Annotated in this window: 17 protein-coding genes and 1 pseudogene; 11 read left to right on the plus strand and 7 right to left on the minus strand. The window is 38.1% G+C overall.

Annotated elements, in window-relative coordinates:
• Positions 1–122, plus strand: a pseudogene (locus HUN22_RS07595) (GFA family protein); the annotation flags it as partial.
• A gap of 51 nt (positions 123–173) precedes the next feature.
• Here the strand turns inward: HUN22_RS07595 and HUN22_RS07600 are convergent.
• The gene (locus HUN22_RS07600; RefSeq protein ID WP_002118408.1) at positions 174–1,409 is read right to left on the minus strand and encodes a pyridoxal phosphate-dependent aminotransferase; all 1,236 of its coding nucleotides are present in this window, start codon (positions 1,407–1,409) and stop codon (positions 174–176) included.
• 207 nt (positions 1,410–1,616) lie between these two features.
• Here HUN22_RS07600 and HUN22_RS07605 point away from each other — a divergent pair, with 207 nt between their 5' ends.
• Positions 1,617–1,796, plus strand: coding sequence for a hypothetical protein (locus HUN22_RS07605; protein WP_002118942.1), 180 nt, complete (start codon positions 1,617–1,619; stop codon positions 1,794–1,796).
• Positions 1,797–1,827: 31 nt separating this feature from the next.
• Here the strand turns inward: HUN22_RS07605 and HUN22_RS07610 are convergent, their stop codons facing one another.
• The gene (locus HUN22_RS07610; RefSeq protein ID WP_174727706.1) at positions 1,828–3,267 is read right to left on the minus strand and encodes a sensor domain-containing diguanylate cyclase; all 1,440 of its coding nucleotides are present in this window, start codon (positions 3,265–3,267) and stop codon (positions 1,828–1,830) included.
• A 175-nt stretch (positions 3,268–3,442) separates the two neighbouring features.
• Positions 3,443–4,234 carry an A1S_2505 family phage non-structural protein gene (locus HUN22_RS07615; RefSeq protein ID WP_016146107.1) on the minus strand — a complete coding sequence of 264 codons (792 nt, stop codon included), beginning with the start codon at positions 4,232–4,234 and terminating at the stop codon, positions 3,443–3,445.
• A gap of 180 nt (positions 4,235–4,414) precedes the next feature.
• Here HUN22_RS07615 and uvrB point away from each other — a divergent pair, with 180 nt between their 5' ends.
• The 8 genes from uvrB to proB all read left to right on the plus strand — a co-directional run bounded on the left by uvrB (position 4,415) and on the right by proB (position 13,959).
• Entirely contained in the window at positions 4,415–6,436 is a 2,022-nt protein-coding gene (gene uvrB, locus HUN22_RS07620) for an excinuclease ABC subunit UvrB (protein WP_174727709.1), read from the plus strand.
• Positions 6,437–6,529: 93 nt separating this feature from the next.
• The gene (locus HUN22_RS07625; protein WP_174727712.1) at positions 6,530–7,117 is read left to right on the plus strand and encodes a lipocalin family protein; all 588 of its coding nucleotides are present in this window, start codon (positions 6,530–6,532) and stop codon (positions 7,115–7,117) included.
• A 109-nt stretch (positions 7,118–7,226) separates the two neighbouring features.
• On the plus strand, positions 7,227–8,174 hold the full coding sequence (rarD, locus tag HUN22_RS07630; protein ID WP_174727715.1) for an EamA family transporter RarD: 948 nt from the start codon (positions 7,227–7,229) through the stop codon (positions 8,172–8,174).
• 216 nt (positions 8,175–8,390) lie between these two features.
• Positions 8,391–9,848: a glyceraldehyde-3-phosphate dehydrogenase gene (locus tag HUN22_RS07635; protein ID WP_016146103.1), complete on the plus strand. Its 1,458-nt coding sequence runs from the start codon at positions 8,391–8,393 to the stop codon at positions 9,846–9,848.
• A gap of 149 nt (positions 9,849–9,997) precedes the next feature.
• On the plus strand, positions 9,998–10,723 hold the full coding sequence (locus tag HUN22_RS07640; RefSeq protein WP_016146102.1) for a hypothetical protein: 726 nt from the start codon (positions 9,998–10,000) through the stop codon (positions 10,721–10,723).
• An 11-nt stretch (positions 10,724–10,734) separates the two neighbouring features.
• The gene (locus HUN22_RS07645) at positions 10,735–11,409 is read left to right on the plus strand and encodes a hypothetical protein (RefSeq protein WP_171429432.1); all 675 of its coding nucleotides are present in this window, start codon (positions 10,735–10,737) and stop codon (positions 11,407–11,409) included.
• Between the two features lie 180 nt (positions 11,410–11,589).
• Positions 11,590–12,810 carry an Obg family GTPase CgtA gene (gene cgtA, locus HUN22_RS07650; RefSeq protein ID WP_016146100.1) on the plus strand — a complete coding sequence of 407 codons (1,221 nt, stop codon included), beginning with the start codon at positions 11,590–11,592 and terminating at the stop codon, positions 12,808–12,810.
• A gap of 15 nt (positions 12,811–12,825) precedes the next feature.
• The gene (gene proB, locus HUN22_RS07655) at positions 12,826–13,959 is read left to right on the plus strand and encodes a glutamate 5-kinase (RefSeq protein ID WP_031949038.1); all 1,134 of its coding nucleotides are present in this window, start codon (positions 12,826–12,828) and stop codon (positions 13,957–13,959) included.
• Positions 13,960–13,984: 25 nt separating this feature from the next.
• Here proB and HUN22_RS07660 read toward each other — a convergent pair whose 3' ends face one another.
• On the minus strand, positions 13,985–14,641 hold the full coding sequence (locus HUN22_RS07660) for an HAD-IB family hydrolase (RefSeq protein WP_174727718.1): 657 nt from the start codon (positions 14,639–14,641) through the stop codon (positions 13,985–13,987).
• Positions 14,608–15,816 (minus strand): DUF1615 family protein, encoded by a 1,209-nt coding sequence (locus tag HUN22_RS07665; protein WP_031949037.1) that lies wholly within the window; start codon positions 15,814–15,816, stop codon positions 14,608–14,610. The genes HUN22_RS07660 and HUN22_RS07665 overlap by 34 nt, the downstream gene beginning before the upstream one ends.
• Positions 15,817–15,899: 83 nt before the next feature.
• On the opposite strand from HUN22_RS07665, the gene dusB reads away from it, so the two are divergent.
• A complete protein-coding gene (dusB, locus tag HUN22_RS07670; RefSeq protein WP_016146096.1) occupies positions 15,900–16,925 on the plus strand; it encodes a tRNA dihydrouridine synthase DusB in 1,026 nt (341 codons plus the stop codon).
• Positions 16,926–16,961: 36 nt separating this feature from the next.
• Here the strand turns inward: dusB and HUN22_RS07675 are convergent, their stop codons facing one another.
• Entirely contained in the window at positions 16,962–18,008 is a 1,047-nt protein-coding gene (locus tag HUN22_RS07675) for an NAD(P)H-dependent flavin oxidoreductase (RefSeq protein ID WP_174727721.1), read from the minus strand.
• A gap of 118 nt (positions 18,009–18,126) precedes the next feature.
• Positions 18,127–18,828: a VIT1/CCC1 transporter family protein gene (locus HUN22_RS07680; protein WP_174727724.1), complete on the minus strand. Its 702-nt coding sequence runs from the start codon at positions 18,826–18,828 to the stop codon at positions 18,127–18,129.
• Positions 18,829–19,036: the final 208 nt, after the last annotated feature.

The raw sequence follows: 19,036 nt of genomic DNA on the forward strand, positions 1-19,036 counted from the left end.
GTAGAAGGCTTGAAGTTAGATATGGAACTTTTTATTGATTCAAAACCAGATTTTATACTTTTCTAAATCATACAAAGAAACTGACTGAGGCAGAGGTGGCCGCATTGTTTAACCTAGGATAATTTTAATTATAAAAATGGCCTCAATTTTGAGGCCATTTTTAATTTTACAAATTATTTCGCTGCTTTTTCAGCTTCGATAGATGCAATTGCAGCATCAACGCCTTCAATTGAGTCAGCAGCTTTTTTGATACGTGCTAACGCATCAACAAGTACTTCGTCAGCTGTAGCATATGAAATGCGCATAAAACCGCCTAAACCAAATGCATCACCAGGAACAACTGCTACACCAGTCTCTTCTAGTAACCACTCAGAGAACTCTGTGCAAGATTTTAAGCCTTTTGCACGAATAAGAGGGCGAATGTTTGCATAGGCATAGAAAGCACCGTCAGCAGGTAAGCAAGAGATCCCTTTAATATCATTCAAGCCATTTACAACTAAATCATGACGGCGTTTAAACGCTTCAATCATAGGTTGTAAAACGTCTTGTGGGCCATTCAATGCAGCTTCAGCAGCAACTTGCGAAATAGAAGTTGGGTTAGAAGTTGACTGTGATTGGATCTTTTTCATTGCACCAATGATTTTTGCTGGACCAGCTGCATATCCAATACGCCAACCTGTCATTGCATATGCTTTAGACACACCGTTTAAAACAATTGTGCGGTCATATAAATCTGGAGCAACAGTTGCGATGTTATAGAACTCATCTTCCCAACGAATCGGTTCATACATATCGTCAGATGCAACAAATACTTGTGGGTGACGACGTAAAACTTCAGCTAAAGCTTCTAATTCAGCTTTGCTATAAATCATGCCTGTTGGGTTAGATGGGCTGTTTAATACCACTAAACGAGTGTTAGGTGTAATCGCAGCTTCTAATTGTTCAGGAGTGATTTTGAAACGTTGGTCTTCGCCACATTTCACAATGACTGGAGTACCTTCAGCAATAATGACCATATCTGGATAGCTTACCCAGAACGGTGCTGGAATGATCACTTCATCGCCTTTGTTTAATAGAGCAAGCGCCAAGTTAAAGAAGCTTTGCTTACCACCACATGAAACCAAAATCTGATTCGCTTGATAATCAAGATTATTGTCGCGTTTAAATTTAGCAATAATTGCTTTTTTTAACCCAGGAGTACCATCTACAGCCGTATATTTGGTGAAACCATTATTAATCGCTTCAATTGCAGCATCTTTGATGTGTTGAGGGGTATCAAAATCTGGCTCGCCAGCACCTAAACCAATCACGTTCTTGCCAGCAGCTTTAAGCTCAGCCGCTTTATTAGTTACAGCAAGTGTAGGGGACGGTTTGATAGCATTGACACGATCAGAAAGACGTACGTCCACGGCAATATTCCTCTTATGGGATTAAAAATAAAAAGCATCCTATCTTATCGCAAAAATTAAGCAATTTGCGGATGTGATCCTTCTCAGATGTAAAAAAGTTTAGTTTAGTAATATTCTTAAGCAAGATTTATACAATTGAAGCTTTTTTGAAAAGAAATGGGAAAAATCATTTATAATAACTCGCAATCGAAATTTCGAGAATGAATCATGACTGAGCAACAGCCAAAACAGAAAAAGGCTTTGGTGAAATTGCCATTCCCAATGCCGAATGAAAGCAATCAAGCCGATGATGCGGTACACAACCAAGTGCGTCCAAAGCCAGAGCAATACGCAGATAGAACGTGGATGCCTCCACGTGGTACGCGTCGTTCTATGGGAAAACGCTAATTTTGAAAAACAGGCTACATGCCTGTTTTTTTTATTGATTGAGTAAAATTTCCTGATAATAGCTTTTTTTCTTTTGGTACATGTGATGGTCAGCTCGCTTTAACATGTCCTCAATTTGTTCATTTGCTTGAGTTGTTGCATGTCCAATTGCAATGCTAATTGGGTGGCTTGAATAATATTGATTGTCGATATTAAAAAGCTCTTGAATGGTTTGAAGCATAATTAGAACATTCGCTTCATCTGCTCCTGGCATTAAAATTACAAATTCATCGCCACCTATTCTAGATGCCGTATAGGCTGTATTTGAAATAGCCTGACTTAAAATATTTCCAACACGACGTAATAAACCATCTCCAATATCATGTCCAAACTGGTCATTTGTTTCCTTTAAACCATTCATATCTAAAAAAATTGAAGAAACAGGACGAATAATACTTCGGTTTAAACGATTAAGTTCCTCTGTAAAAAAAGCACGGTTATAGAGTTTGGTAAGGACATCATGTTGCCCTAAATATTCAAGATAGTTTTCCGCTTTTTTCCGAGCCGTAATATCTGTCAATGCAACTTGTACCAATCCCCATGTATCTTCATATCCGGGAAAAACGGTAAATTGAAGCAACACATTTCTTATTTGGCCATCTAAAGCGTAGTTAACAGCTTCACGTTTGTGATGGATATTACCTTGCCATAATTCAATGAGTTGCTCCCGAAAGGTTTCAATCATTTCTTCAGCAAAAATCTTGTGTGTATTTCTTAAAAGTGTCGACTTATCAGGAGCCTTAAATAAATCAAGAGTTGCCTGATTAACATCCAAAATCAGAATATCTTCTACGCACTGGCGGACAAACTCAGGGTGAACATCTAGAAAAGTTCTAAAATCTTCAATTCCCAATAATCTAAGTTGATCGATTCTATTTTTAATACGGCTGAAATCTTCGACCCAAAGAGAAGTAGGTGAGTAGGTAAACATAGATTCAGCTAAGCGACGATTTTTTTCTTCCTGACGAAGTGCATTTTGATAAGGGGTAATATCTTCTGTTGTAATTAATAGCCGATCGAATGTGGATTCGGACCCCGGTAAAATAGCTCCACGTAACTGAACATCAATACGTTTACCTGATAAGGTGTAATTCACAGTTGTACTCGAGAAGTGGGTGTTACCATTCCATAATTCCTCAAGTTCATGAATGTGTGATTCAAACATTTCTTTTTTAAAAATGAGATGCAAATTTGAACATAGTTCTTCTTGGGTTTGTGCTTCAAAAAGTTCTAATGCTTTTTGATTTACTCTAATGATTTTGATTTTGTGGGCACATTCAATAATTAAATGTTTATTTTGACTTAAAAATTCGTAAAGGTTTTTTATACCTTGATCTCTCCATAGATCAAATAGTTGTTTAACTTCACTGAAATCCTCAATCCACATTGGAATGGGGCTAAGGTCAAAAATCGAAGAATCTAAAGTTTCCATATGTTTCTTTAAGTATTCAGTTTTCCTTAAAGTATAATGAGAAAAATTAAGATTTGGAAAGATAAAGAACTTAAATCTATTAGAATAATTAAAAATAAGAAAATTAAATGTAAGTAGAAATAAGATAATGAGAAAGCAGAGACTATCTGCTTAACTCATAAAGTTTTAAGGGAAGTTAACGATTGATTGGATGGTCAATGTTTTTTTCACCACGCCATAGTTTAATAAAATCTTGTTCATCAAAATCGTAAAGTTCCATGAGTGCAACAACAGCGCTTACAAAAATCATGGCGCCCTCAGAGTTTCCATGAAGATTGAAAATTTTACCATTGAGCTTACCTAAAATATCATTGAGCTCATGGTCACGGCCTCGTCCATAACGATCTCGTGGATACAGCTCTTCATTTAAAACAATAAGTGCTATGGCTTTTTCGGCGTCTGATAAATCAGTTTTATCTAAAGCCTCTTCAAAAGATTCACTACCATGATTAAAGTAAAAAATAACTTCATCATTAATGAAACTTTGTACCATTTTTTGAGTTAAAGTCGGAAACTGAGATACCGCATTATCTTCTACATACGGCTTAAAAGATTCTGGAAAGATAACGTTGTGGTAAATACCTTTAAAAAGTGGAGCAATTTCGGAAACTTTATAACCCGCAATGCCACAACCTAATGCAGTGACAAAATATTTCATTTTAGGATGGTTTTTTGCATAAATTTTGAAGTCTTCAACATAGTGTTCAATTTGTGAAAGTGGCATTTGTTGAATGTGTTCATTTAAAGTTGGAATTGCAAAGCTTTGTCCAGCCCAGCCACGACCTACACCTTCAACTGCTCCGAAGTGCTGACTTGCCACACGTGCTGCACCGCTACCGTGTTGTCCAGCAAGATTACTTCCAAATACAAAAACTGTATCTTCGGGAAGTTCGGTTACAATACTTTCATCATGATATTGATAGGTCATGGTTATACTTTTTGTTTAATGGATAGCTTCATGTTGCAACTGATTAGGGTATTGGTCAAGTGTTAAGATGCTTAATCTTTTACACAGAATTTCCAGCTCAATTTAGACTTTAAATTAAGATAAAAATCCCCATTAAAAGGGGAGACGTTAAATTCAATTTTTTCATAAAGAGAGATAACTTTGAACGAAAATCAACCTTTTGATTTGGTCACTCATTATCAGCCAGCAGGTGATCAGCCACAGGCCATTGAAAAGCTGGTCAATGGTATCGAGCATGGTTTTCGTAATCAGTTATTACTGGGTGTAACTGGCTCGGGTAAAACTTATACCATGGCAAATGTGATTGCTCAAACACAGCGACCTACAATTGTGATGGCCCATAACAAAACTTTGGCTGCCCAGCTTTATGGAGAGTTTAAAGCGTTCTTTCCCAATAATGCGGTTGAGTATTTCGTAAGTTATTATGATTATTACCAACCAGAGGCTTATGTCCCATCTTCAGATACTTTTATTGAAAAAGATGCGGCCATTAATGATCATATCGACCAGATGCGATTGTCAGCAACACGAGCTTTATTAGAGCGTCGTGATGCAATTATTGTGGCTTCGGTATCTGCAATTTATGGTTTGGGTGACCCAAATGCCTATATGCAAATGTTACTGCATGTGGTTGAGGGCGACCGCGTAAGTCGTGATGAAATCATTCGTCGTTTGGTTGAAATGCAATATACGCGTAATGAACTTGAGTTCTTACGTGGTACCTATCGAATTCGTGGCGAAATTATTGATATTTTCCCTGCCGAATCTGATCAACACGCGATTCGTATTGAGCTATTCGATGATGAGGTTGATTCCATCCGTTGGTTTGACCCGCTAACTGGTAAAATGGTTCGTAAAGTTCCACGTGTTACGATTTATCCAAAAAGTCACTATGTAACGCCAAAAGATCATCTAACTCGTGCCATTGATACGATTAAAGATGAATTACAAGATCAACTTAAATTCTTCCGTGAACATGACAAATTGTTAGAAGCTCAGCGTATTGAGCAGCGCACCCGCTATGATTTGGAAATGATGCAACAGTTGGGTTATACCAACGGTATCGAAAACTATTCACGACATTTGTCAGGCCGTCCAGCTGGTGAAGCGCCTCCAACTTTATTTGATTATGTACCTGAAGATGCGTTGCTTATTATTGATGAGTCACACGTTACTGTTCCACAAATTGGGGCGATGTATAAAGGTGACCGATCACGTAAAGAAAATTTAGTGAATTATGGTTTCCGTTTACCAAGCGCACTTGATAATCGACCAATGAAATTTGAAGAGTGGGAGCGTATTGTACCGACGACCATTTTTGTAAGTGCGACACCAGCTAAATATGAGCTAGAAAAGTCTGACCAAGTGGTTGAGCAAGTGGTACGTCCAACAGGACTAATCGATCCTGAAATTGAAGTTCGTCCTGTATTAACTCAAGTTGATGATGTTCTTTCTGAAATCAATATTCGTAAGAACCTAAATGAACGTGTGTTGGTGACTACTTTAACAAAACGTATGGCAGAAGATCTGACTTCTTATTTAAAAGAATACGGAGTTAAAGTCGCTTATTTACACTCAGATATTGATACAGTTGAACGTGTCAAAATTATTCATGAGTTACGTACAGGTGTGTTCGACGTTCTCGTTGGTATTAACCTACTACGTGAAGGTCTGGATATGCCAGAAGTTTCTTTAGTTGCTATTTTAGATGCAGATAAAGAAGGTTTTCTACGTTCAGAGCGTTCACTTATTCAAACGATTGGCCGAGCTGCGCGTAACATAAAAGGTAAAGCAATTTTATATGCTGACCGAATTACTGATTCTATGCAAAAAGCAATAGATGAGACTGAACGCCGTAGAGCTAAACAAATCGAGTTCAACGAATTGCATGGTATTACACCACGTAGTGCTGTTCGTCAGGTCATCAAAGAAATTGATTCAGGTGAAGTACTTTCAGATGATGAGATTGATGAGAAGGTTTTTGAACAGGCACAAGCTTTAAGTGCCGACGAAAGACATATTCTCTCTGATCCAAAATTGTTTAGTAAGCATATTACTAAGCTTGAAAAAGAGATGTTGAAAGCTTCGAAAGATTTGCAGTTTGAACAGGCTGCGCGAATACGTGATGAAATTCTTCGATTAAAAGCGCAGATGTTGCAATAAATGAATACATAACGCTACATAATGTGTTTAAAAAACAAGCTACTGTAGGTATTTGAGTTCTTTTGTATTCACAACTAATCGTTGAGGGCAACAATGGCATTTCGAAATAATGTTCCGCAAGCCAGTTGGCGTTTGGCTAAAATTGCGTTGGGCGGTGTCGTTTTGGCTGGTTTGGCTGTTGGAACCTATGTCTATGCTCAGCCGAAACCCTTGCAAACTGTTTATAAAGTTGAACTAGACCGATATTTAGGTGTCTGGTATGAAGTCGCTCGTAAGCCTGCATTTTTTCAGAAAAAGTGTGCTTATAACGTATCTGCAACTTACACCTTAAACGAAAATGGAAATGTAGTTGTAGATAATCGCTGCTACGATAATAGAAAACAATTACAGCAATCTATCGGGGAGGCCTTTGTGGTTAACCCACCGTATAACTCAAAATTGAAGGTAAGTTTTTTACCTGAAGCTGTAAGGTGGATTCCAGTAATCCGTGGGGACTACTGGATTTTAAAACTTGATGAAGACTATCAGACGGTCTTAGTAGGGGAGCCTTCACGTAAATATCTTTGGGTTTTATCAAGAACTCCTCATCCTGAGCAAGAAGTAGTAGATGAATATCTTAATTACGCTAAAACTCTAGGCTTTGATATTCGAGATGTTATCCGTACAGAACATAAAGAATAATGGTGTATGCTGAGTTAAGAAGAATCCATGTTTTTACATGGTTTTTTCTTTTTTATAGTGGATAAATCAAGTATTGTAGGGAGCTATTTTTACTAAAGTCTAGAGGTTGATGATGTTTAAGGGCGTGATCTTGTCTGTCATGGCATCATTCACTTTTGGTGTACTTTATTTTTATACTCAATTATTAAGTCAGCTCGATAGTGAGCAAACTTTTGGATGGAGAATCATTGCAACATTACCATTCCTTACTTTGTTTATGTGGTGGAGTGGTGATTTAGCGTATATCAAAAATATCTATCAACGTATTTTGGCTAAACCTTCTTTACTATTATTATTAATCACAACCTCTATTTTAACCTCAGTACAACTTTGGCTTTTTTTGTGGGGGCCGATGCATGGCCGTGGGTTACAAGTCTCTTTGGGATATTTCCTATTACCGCTAGTTCTGGTCTTAGCAGGAAGTGTGCTGTATGGCGAAAAAATATCAAAATTTCAATGGGCCGCAATTATTCTTGCAGTCATTGGTGTTAGTCATGAGATATGGCGTTTAGGAAGTATTGCTTGGGAAACTGCATTGGTAGCAGTTGGCTATTCAGCTTATTTTTTATTACGTAAGAAAATTAAAACAGACAACTTAGGAGGCTTTTGGTGGGATTTGGTCATTATCATGCCCGTTGCAATTTATTTAACTCATACAGGTTTACTCCCTTATAGCAAATTTATAGACCAACCCAGTCTTGCTTTGGTCATTGTTGGGCTTGGAATTTTAAGTGCTATTGGTTTAGGAAGTTATATTCTGGCAAGTCGCTTTTTACCATTAGTCGTGTTTGGACTTTTAGGATATTTGGAACCTGTATTACTTGCTTTAGCTTCTTTAGTTTTAGGGGAGAGTATTGGACAGGAAGAATGGTTCACTTATATTCCGATTTGGTGTGCTGTTTTTGTACTCGTTTTAGAAGGGGCAATTCATCTTTATCAACAACAACAAAAGGCCAAAAATTTGCAGCTCAACATCGAGAAATATCAAAAAAGATTAAAAAATGATGAGTTCGAGTAGTGCGTTACAATCTAAAAAGTAAGAAAAAGCAAAAATTTAGCTGATTTAAACAATAAGATAATAAAAAATAATTATAGGAATTTTATGAATTTATGATGAATTTTAGGAAAATCTAGCCACTAACGTCAGCTTTTGATTCATTCTTGCCAATAATTCCATTACAATTACGGGGTTTTAAAAATCACGCCTAGATATAATTAATTAGAGGACGTATCTGTGAGCAAAGACACTATCATCGCCCTGCACGCTGAACACCAAGGCCGTTGGAAAAACCGTGAAGAAATCGCGGAACGTATGATTGCATTAATCGGTCAATTATACCGTGAAAAAAATATTGTCGTATCTGTTTACGGTCGCTCTTTAATTAACCGTTCTGTTATTCAAATTTTGAAAACTCACCGTCGTACACGTGTTGTAGACGTTGAACTTTCTGTTGTAAATACATTCCCAATTTTAGAAGCTTTAGCAAAAGTTGAAAATATTGGTTCTGCAGAAGTTGATATCGGTAAACTTGCTGTTGAATATAAAGAAAAAGGCGGTGATGTTGATGCTTTTGTTGCTCAATCAGTTGAGTCAATCCAAGGTAGCGCAACTTCTGAACAACCTAAAGATGTAGTTCTTTACGGTTTTGGTCGTATTGGTCGTATCTTGGCTCGTTTAATCATTAGCCAATCAGGTTTAGGTCGTGGTTTAAGCCTTAAAGCAATCGTTGTACGTAAGTCTTCTGACGGTGACTTAGCAAAACGTGCTTCTTTACTTCGTCGTGACTCTATTCATGGTACTTTCGCTGGTACTATCTCTGTTGATGAAGAAAACGAGGCAATCATTGCTAACGGTAACTTCATTAAAGTGATTTATGCGTCTAGCCCAAGTGAAGTTGACTATACTGAATACGGTATTGAAAATGCACTTTTAATCGACAATACTGGTAAATGGCGTGATGCTGAAGGTCTAAGCCAACACTTGAAATGCCCAGGCGTTGCACGTGTTGTATTGACTGCACCAAGTAAAGGCGAAATGAAAAACGTTGTATTTGGTGTAAACAACACAGATATCTTAGATGAAGACAAAATCATCTCTGCTGCAAGTTGTACAACCAATGCAATTACTCCAATTCTTAAAGTATTGGATGACAAATATAAAGTTCTTAATGGTCATGTTGAAACTGTTCACTCATTTACAAATGACCAGAACTTAATCGATAACTATCATAAAGCAGATCGTCGTGGCCGTGCTGCTACTTTGAACATGGTAATTACAGAGACTGGTGCAGCTAAAGCAGTTGCTAAAGCATTACCTGCATTGAAAGGTAAGTTAACTGGTAACTCTGTACGTGTTCCTACACCAAACGTATCTCTTGCAATCTTGAACTTAACGCTTGATAAAGAAGTTGATCGTGAAGAAGTGAACGAATACATTCGTCAAATCTCGATTAACTCTAGCCTTCAAGGTCAAATTGGTTATACCAACTCGACTGAAGTTGTATCGAGTGACTTTATTGGTTCTCGTACAGCAGGCGTATACGACGCTCAAGCAACGATTACTTCTGGTAACCGTTTAACGGCTTATGTTTGGTACGATAACGAAGTTGGTTATAGCTGCCAAGTATTACGTATCGCTGAACAAATGTGCGGCGTAAGCTATAAAAAAATTCCAGCAGAATTGAATGCTTAAGATCATTTAACGATCTATAAAATATTTTCACAAAAAGACCCAGTTTAGACTGGGTTTTTTTACAACCGTACAAAATATATGCTGACTATTTTTTGTAAATAAATGAGAATACGAATTAAGGAAAAAAAGAAAATAGTAAGGGATAGGAATTGTCGCAGTTTAAACGTTTGTTGGTCGTTTTTATATTCATCATTATTGCCAATTTATGTGGTGTTCTGATTGCAATATGGGTATTCAAGCATTTTAATATTTATATTCCATTGAAAAATCAAGCTGTTGCTATTGATTTACAAGAGCCTCTACAAGTTAAAGTTAAAGTACAAGATGCTTTAAATGTGGATGTAAAAGGTCGGGTAAATGCCAGTATTCCAATTGATGAGCAACTGAATATTCCATTAACACAAACATTAACTCCACGTGTTTATTTCGATAATATGGTGCCGATTAGCACCACTATTCCTGTCAAAGAAACTTTAAAAGTTGAGCAAAATTTACCAATTGATACTAAGGTTCAGGTGAGAGTTTTGGGACGTGATATTACGTTGCCATTGAAAGGAACTATTCCATTAAAACTTGATGTGCCAATTGATATTAGTGTCCCGCTTGAGCAAAACGTTCATTTAAAATTTGATGCGCCAGTACGGACGGTATTAAAAGAAAATCTACATATTCCTTTAAAAGCAAGATTAGATACGAATATCCCAATTGAGGGGAATTTAAATGTACCTGTCAAAACAGCGTTAGATGCTTCGGTTGATGTGAAAAATACGTTGCCTGTTAAAATTGCAAATGGTGAGTTAAAAATTCCTCTGTCCACTATGCGATTAAATCGAGTATTAGGCTCAGAAAAATCTCAAACGACAGCTGATCAATAGGGTGGATGCTAATGTTTCGTTCACTCAAGAGTATGTTAATCAGTTTCTTTTTAATGATGATTCTTGCGGCTATTATGTTTTGGGTGTATCTCAACATTCAAGCAAATTTAGTTGTTTCGGCTCATAATGCTGATATTAGTTTACCCGACTCGCTAGAAACAAAGATTCAAGTTGGCAATACATTGCAAGTTCAGTCGATTGGTAAACTTGATACAACATTAGATATAGACCGCCAATTAACTTTACCTTTAAAAGGAAAATATTTGGCAGATTTAAATTTTGCTGTAGAAACACCAATTACAGTAAGTGTTGACTATTCAACGACTCTAAAAATTGATCAGGTTATGCCTTTAGAAACCACTACGGATTTGGTTTATCAAAGTAAATTCTTGCCAAAATTTCCACTTAAATTAGATATTCCTATTAAGTTGGACGTCCCTTTTAATTTAAAACGTAGTTATACCGTGCCAGTTAAAATTGTTTTTGATGGTCCTGTTTATTTTGAATTCGATGAGCCTGTAAATTTATCGGTGAAACATCAGTTTAAACCAAGCCTAGATGTGAATGATCCTATGGAAATGGGGAATATCTCATCATTTAATGCCATCATGTATAATTCTGTGACAAAAACAAAAGCCAATCTTGATATGCAAATGACTTTACCTCTGCGCAATGTGCATCCTTGATAATTAAATAAAATTGGTTAAATTTTATTTTTTATAAGAATCCTATTTGCAAATCCAAAAGTATCTTGTGGATTAAAGATAAAACAGATCGTTATAAATGGAATAGTTCCATTTTATATTCGAGAATTTTATGAAAATATGGCAGAATAGGCGGTTTTAGAGTTTTTAGAGGATTGGCAGATGCGCTTTGTTGATGAAGCAGTCATTACCGTAGAGGCTGGCGACGGTGGCAATGGCGTAGCCAGTTTTCGCCGTGAGAAATTTGTACCATTTGGTGGCCCAGATGGTGGTGATGGCGGACGTGGTGGAAGTATCTATATTCAAGCTGATGACGATACAAGTACGCTAGTCGATTACCGTTACACACGTAAATTCCGTGCTGAGCGTGGAAAAAACGGTGCAGGTGCTAACTGTACTGGACGTGGTGGTGAAGATGTGGTTTTAAAAGTACCCGTTGGTACAACAATTGTTGATACAGATTCAGGCGATATTATTGGCGATTTGGTTGAAGACGGCCAAAGAATTCTGGTTGCTGGTGGTGGTGAAGGTGGTTTAGGTAACACTCACTTTAAATCATCAACTAACCGCGCGCCGCGTAAATGTACGAATGGTATAAAAGGTGAGTTCCGTGAAATTCGTCTTGAATTAAAAGTATTGGCAGATGTTGGCTTGCTGGGTATGCCAAATGCCGGTAAATCTACTTTTATTCGTGCTGTAAGTGCTGCAAAACCAAAAGTAGCAGATTATCCATTTACAACCATGGTTCCAAATTTGGGTGTAGTCGATGCTGACCGCCATCGTTCATTTGTAATGGCCGATATTCCTGGGTTAATCGAGGGTGCGGCAGAGGGTGCAGGTTTAGGAATTCGCTTCCTTAAACATTTGGCACGTACTCGTATTCTTTTACACATTATTGATGTACAACCAATTGATGGTTCAGATCCAGCGCATAATGCAAAAGCGATTATGAATGAGTTGGCTAAGTTCTCACCAACTTTGGCGAAATTACCAGTTGTTTTAGTACTCAATAAACTTGATCAGATTGCTGAAGAAAGCCGTGAAGAGTGGTGTCAGCACATTCTAGATGAACTAGAGTGGACTGGACCTGTCTTTAAGACATCGGGCTTATTAAGCGAAGGTACAAAAGAAGTTGTGTATTACCTGATGGATCAGATTGAACAACAACGCGAACGCGAAGTTGAAGATCCTGAATACGCAGCGGAAGTAAGAGCTTTCCGTGAACAACTAGAAGTTGAAACACGTGAACAAACCATTGCGGCAAAAGAAGCATATCGTGCAATGCGTCGAGCACAACGTCTCGAAAGCATGATGGACGATGATGATGATTTTGACGATGATGAAGACGACAATGATGTAGAAGTCATCTACGTTCGTGACTAGAAAACCGAGGGAAACATGATAGAAGTGGTCGATGGGCAACGTCAGCTCAGTGAGTGTAAACGAATCGTTGTTAAAATCGGATCATCTTTACTTACAGCTAATGGTCAAGGTTTAGATCTGGACGCTATTTCGCATTGGGCGAAACAGATTGCAGATCTACACAATGCCGGACACGAAATTATTTTAGTGTCTTCAGGAGCTGTAGCAGAAGGTATGGTTCGTATGAAGCTTGCGAGTCGACCCACCGATCTACCCAGTCTACAAGCCTGTGCTGCAATTGGGCAGATGGGCTTAATTCATACTTGGTCTAGTGTGCTTGAAAACCATGGTATTCGTACTGCTCAGGTTTTATTGACTCATGATGATTTGGCAGATCGCCGTCGTTATCTGAATTCATGTGATGCTTTGCAAAACTTGATTGATTGGCGTGTGATTCCGGTCATTAATGAAAATGACACGGTTTCTACCGATGAGATCCGGTTTGGTGACAATGATACCTTAGCTGCGATGGTAGCAGGTCAGGTTCATGCAGAATTGCTGATCATTTTAACGGATCAGCAAGGTATGTTTGACTCAGATCCACGTCATAATCCTGATGCTAAATTAATGTCTACCGTTCGTGCTATGGATGATGATTTATTCGACATGGCTGGTGGTGGTGGTGTACTCGGGCGTGGTGGAATGGTCACTAAAGTTCGTGCTGCACGTTTAGCTGCTAAGTCAGGCTGTCCAACGCTCATCGCGAGTGGTGAAAGTGATAATGTTCTATCACGTGCGATGGCAGGTGAGATGCTTGGTACTTTGTTTACTACGGATAAAGACCGCATGACTGCTCATCAACAGTGGCTTGCTGCTCATTTACAAACAGCAGGTCGCCTTGTGATTGATGATGGTGCTGTTGAAGCGATTAAATTGAAGCATCGCAGTTTGCTCCCTGTTGGGGTTAAGACTGTAGAAGGGCATTTTGATCGTGGTGATGTGGTTGAATGTGTTGATAAACAAGGTAAACGCATTGCAGTAGGTCGAGTAAACTTTAGTTCACGATCAGCTGAAATTATCAAAGGTTTAGCCTCAGATAAGGTTTATCAAGTGTTAGGTGAAGCCCGTTCACTTGAAATGATTCATCGTGATCATATGGCAATTTATTAAGTTGTATTTAAATAAAAAGCTCGCTTTATGCGAGCTTTTTTTCTGGTGTTAAACGAGGTAAAACACGATCTTCACCCACCATAAAAGGATGTGTGGCGAGACTCAACATGTCTAGGTCTTCTGAGCTATTACCATAAGCATAAATTTGATGGTAATGCTGTAACGCATATTGCTGACGTACTCTTAACTTCTTTTGTTCACTACTACAATCTGGAGTTGAATAATAACCCGTCACCATGCCGTTTTTAATTTGTGTTTCGGTACAAATCAACTCGATATCTAATAGCTTGCAAAGTGGAGCAAGATAGACATCAATTGAAGCCGAAACTAATACCACTCGATCACCAAGCAACTGATGATGTTGTAACTGAGCAAAAATTTCAGGCGAAAGTGCAGAGACCAACTCTTGGGCGTATTCTTCACCTAATCTTTGTAATTCAATTGCAGGGGTATCTTTAAACATGCTCCGGAATAACTTCGCACGCATAGCATGGGCTGGATAAAAATTAAGATAGTAAGCTTGGATCCATGGCAGAATTTTCAAGCCTTGCTTAACAATGTGACGCTTAGATAAAGCATAAAAGATGAACCCTGTAAAACTATCTTTACTACACAAGGTTCCATCAAAATCGAATAGGGCGAGATTATTTATAGTCTTATTCTTTTCGCTCTTTGCATACATGATTCATATCGTCCGTTTACGCGGGTTGCAAACCAGTTGGTATTATAGTCACGACTTAATTTTGGCCCAGAGATAACCACTTGGGGCATAATCGCATAGATCGGTTCTTTACCTGTCTTCGCTTTATAAAGTTTAGTCAGGGCAATATAAGTTTGTGTACTTTCAAACTTTTTCTCTTTTTCTAATTTAAGATCATCACGAATTTGTCTTGGGGTAACTAAAATATTATTTTTTGCAAAAACAGTAATGAGTTCTTTTTCGGACTGACTTGGAGCTGATCGTACATCACCATCTTTTGTGTAAAGAAGCAAATCACCATCTAATCCTAGTTCAACATCCGTTAAATCATTCAACATACTCTGAAATGCGGAATTCCGGCTGGAATACATACCTGAATTATAATCAGCAAAACGATAAATAGCCTTATCATAATTAGCTGGATAACTCATTAAACGATGAATACCGTAATATAAACCGCCATATTGGGTGTATAAATCATTACGAAGTTCTGCGATATTCATGCTAGAGCGTTTATTGGCTTTGGCATAATTAATATGCACTTGCATAGAACCTAAAGTCGTAATAGGGTTCATTTTTTCGCCAATATCTTGCCCAACTAGTTTAGCAGCGCCTGTTAAAGCGCTGACATGATAATGCTTGGCCATAAAATCGAAAATTTCACGATAAAGTAAATCGAGTTCTTTCTCGGTTTTAACTTTACGCATCCGACTCATATAATTGTCGTCTGGTGATGGCTGGGTTTTAAGAACTTCTTCAAAATAGCCTGCAACTGTACCACCAATTTTTTGACCCAGTTTTGCTTCGAATTTTTCTTGTAAACGAGTATTTACTTCTTGAACTGCTTTTGTGCCTAGCCCAGGGACTTGTGGATCTGCTACAAAATTCGACTCTTGATCCACCACGGCAATAATGCTGCATACATTTTTTTTAGTTTTAGGTACATCTAAGTCTTGCATAATATCATCGATATCATTAGCCCAAGACTCACGATCATTCACACGCGATGGGATTAGACGTTTAATCTGTTGGCTTTCTAGTTCAGGCTCATCATTGTTTGACCACCAAGCTTTATCACCACAAGCAGCTAAACTCATGCATACGGCAGCCATGCCGAATGATTTTAATAAAAAACGGGAAGACAACGGTTTGTTCATGGCGAGGAAAGCACCTGCATAAAAAGATGAGCCGATTAAGCGGATGAAGTATACTATGTTGATCATCAATTGTATGAATATATATGTATATTGGTCCCTATCAACTGTCAAATAATTTAATTGTTGCGCCTATGGCCGGAGTCACTGACCGTCCATTTAGAACACTCTGCAAGTATTTTGGCGCCGGCCATGCAGTCAGTGAAATGATGACTGCCGATAAAACTTTGCGGATGAGCAAAAAGAGCCTCTACCGTGCAAATTTTGATGGCGAACTCGCCCCAATCTCTGCTCAAATTGCAGGTTCTGATCCTGAACAGTTAGCAGAGGCTGCACGTTATCAAGTCGCAAATGGTGCACAAATTGTTGATATCAATATGGGATGTCCGGCCAAGAAAGTATGTAATAAGCTCGCCGGCTCAGCATTATTACAAGATGAAGACTTGGTGGCGCGAATTCTTGATGCGGTTGTCGCAGCTGTTGATGTTCCTGTGACTTTAAAAACCCGTTTGGGCTTTTTAAATGGTCAAGAAAATATTTTAAGAGTCGCAAAGAGAGCAGAAGAAGCAGGAATTGCTGCGCTAGCGTTACATGGCCGTACCCGTGAAGATATGTATTTAAATACAGCACGGTATGATTTGATCAAACATGTCAAAGAATTAATCAATATTCCACTTATTGCGAACGGTGATATTGATAGTCCTGAAAAAGCGAAATATGTGCTCGACTATACAGGAGCTGATGCAATCATGATTGGTCGTGCTGCTCAAGGTCGACCATGGATTTTTCGTGAAATTGCTCATTATTTGAAGACTGGAGAGTACTTAGCCGCACCTAATATTGAAGAGGTCAAACAGGTATTACTTGGGCATTTATCAGAACTTTATCAATTTTACGGTGAATATTCTGGATGCCGTATTGCTCGTAAACACATTGCTTGGTACACCAAAGGATTACGTTCAAGTAACGAATTCCGCCAAAATATGTATAAAGTTGAAAGTACTGCTGAACAAGCAGTAGTAGTCGAAAACTATTTTAATCAGTTATTGGCTGAAGGAAATTTGATGAGTGATGTACAAGTTGAGCAAGTTAATTTACTAGAAACTCATTAAATAAAAGCCAGTATACGGTTACTGGCTTTTTTAGATTTACTCATCTTCTAACATTTCTACGACTAACTGGTTAACCAGATCAGCAGCATCTAGCTCTCTTATTTGCGAAACATTACTACCTGCCCAAAAAGCACCGAAGCCATAGTCTTTATTCTTGCTTGCAATTGCATTGAGTTGCTTGGCCAAATCATAGGTATATGGATATTCGGGTTGAGGAGGGCGATCAGGTAGATCAATTTGAGTGTGCCAATGGTTGAGCAGGCCACGTGCAGGACGTCCAGAAAGACTGGCGCTGATTTGCGTCACAGACTCATTAAATAAAGCTTTACGATATTCGGCAGATGCATTTGAAGATGGACATTGAACGAAAGCAGTTCCGAGTTGAACAGCAGTAGCTCCTAAGCTCAACATATGCCGTGCTTGTGCTCCGTTCATAATTCCACCAGCAGCTACCACAGGGCGTTTGCAATGTTGGACAATCAGGTGTACTAAATCGCTGGTTTTAATTGCTGCATCAAAGGTCTTATTAAAGATTCCACGATGTCCACCTGCTTCAATACCTTGAGCAATAATAATATCAATACTGGCCGCTTCAATGGCTTGAGCTTCAACTAAATTGGTAGCAGACACCATAGTGATAATTCCGGCATCTTTTAATGCCTGAATTTGATGGGGATGGGGAATTCCAAAATGAAAACTGACAGCTTTAGGTTTGGTTTCTAATACGACATTTAAAAAGTCATCATTATCAAGAAAACTTGGATAAATACAGTTTAAGTTTTGAGGAGGCTGTTCTCCGAACTTTTCAAACTGTGGACGTAAATATTCAATCCATTGCGCTGAAGTTTGAGGATTAAGTTGTTCGGGTTGATGGCAGAAAAAATTAACCTGAAATGATTTTTCTGTAAGTGTTTGAGTTTTTAAAATCTGTTCACGTGCACTTTGCGCCGTATTTGCACCTAGACCTAGGGACCCAAGACCACCCTGATTAGAAACTTCTGCGGCAAGTTCAGGTGTAGATACACCTGCCATGGGGGCAAGAAAAATCGGATGTTTAATTTCAAGTTGTTGTAATAGGCTCATTTTATTCACCTCATTTCTTTGTGTTCACCATAACGTGAAAGCAGAACCAAGAGCAAATAATATTGGGCATTTAGTTTTTAAATATTTAGTTCTTAAGCATTCATAAATTCTGATTTTTTTAAAGTGGAGTAACATGAAATAAAGAACCGATCCAGCTTGAAAAAGCCATCGCTAAAATTCCCCACAAGGTAATGCGTAAACTTCCTTTAAGTTTAGAAGTACCGGCGAAATGACTTGATAGCGCTCCTAAAAAAGCTAATGAAATAATGCCAAATACTAAGACTATTTTTTCGATCCAAACGTCTGGGCTGAGTAAAATAGCCAGCATAGGAAACAATGCCCCAAATGAAAATGAGCCAGCTGAAGCTAACGCAGCTTGCATAGGATTTGCTGCTGTATTTTCATGAATACCAATTTCATCGCGTGCGTGAGCACCTAAAGCATCATGATTTGTAAGTTGTGTAGCAACTTGTCGAGCTAAATCTGGTTCTAAACCTCTGGCTATATAAATCTGGGTAAGTTCATCCAGTTCACGTTGCGGATGCTTTTTGAGTTCTTGTGCCTCAAACTTTAAGTCAGCTTTTTCAATATCTTCTTGTGATTTTACTGAAATATACTCTCCGGCAGCCATAGAAGTTGCACCAGAAATTAAACCAGCAATACAAGCAATAAGAAGCGTATGGGCAGAGGCCCCACTTGCAGCCATTCCCATAATTAGACTGGTAACAGAAATGATCCCATCATTAGCGCCTAAAACGGCTGCCCTTAACCAACCTGAGCGGTGAATAAAATGATGTTCTGGATGCTGAGAAAAGGACATGTTTTCCCCTATTTGTAGTTATAAATTTTTATCTTATCCTATAAGATTATTTACAATAATACGATCAAAAAATGTGTCATTATAGGAAAAACAATCAGATAACTACTTTTTAAAACATAAAATAAAAGGAGATAAAATGAACAACTTATGGAATCTAGCCTACTTACCAAATAGTGTGATGTATGAGTTTAATTATAATATTTATTGA

Source organism: Acinetobacter lactucae (assembly GCF_013344765.1).
GTDB lineage: Bacteria > Pseudomonadota > Gammaproteobacteria > Pseudomonadales > Moraxellaceae > Acinetobacter > Acinetobacter lactucae_A.